This is a genomic window from Ochrobactrum sp. SFR4 (genome assembly GCF_019730395.1).
GTDB lineage: Bacteria > Pseudomonadota > Alphaproteobacteria > Rhizobiales > Rhizobiaceae > Pseudochrobactrum.
This window is the reverse complement of the sequence record NZ_JAAPBB010000582.1, coordinates 1-303: the sequence shown is the minus strand read 5'-3', so window position 1 is coordinate 303 and position 303 is coordinate 1. Positions and strand designations below refer to the sequence as shown.

Sequence of the window (303 nt, the reverse complement as noted above, 5' to 3'; positions counted from 1 at the left end):
GAAATCTGGCTGTGTGCTTCCTATCTCTCAACTTATAAGAGAGTATAAGGAGCAACCATAAGCCGATGAATGACCGAACAATCAACCATGATATTGTTCTGCCGCGTTTTGAAGACCGCCGCCTCTATGAAGGTGTGCGCTCAAGGCGTATTTTCGCCTTTCTGATCGACTATTTCATTGTGCTGCTGCTGTGTATTCCGGTTGCCATTTTGATTGCCTTTCTCGGCATTCTGACACTAGGTCTCGGCTGGATGCTCTACGGTATTTTGCTGCCGCTGGTGGCATTGCCTTATGTGTATTTTA

The 303-nt window shown here is 46.5% G+C and carries 1 protein-coding gene; it reads left to right on the top strand.

The genetic code is table 11. The features are described 5' to 3' along the window. Positions 1-65 precede the first annotated feature (65 nt). The coding region (locus tag HBA93_RS20350) for an RDD family protein (protein ID WP_221724483.1) at positions 66-303 on the top strand (238 nt) is incomplete at its 3' end.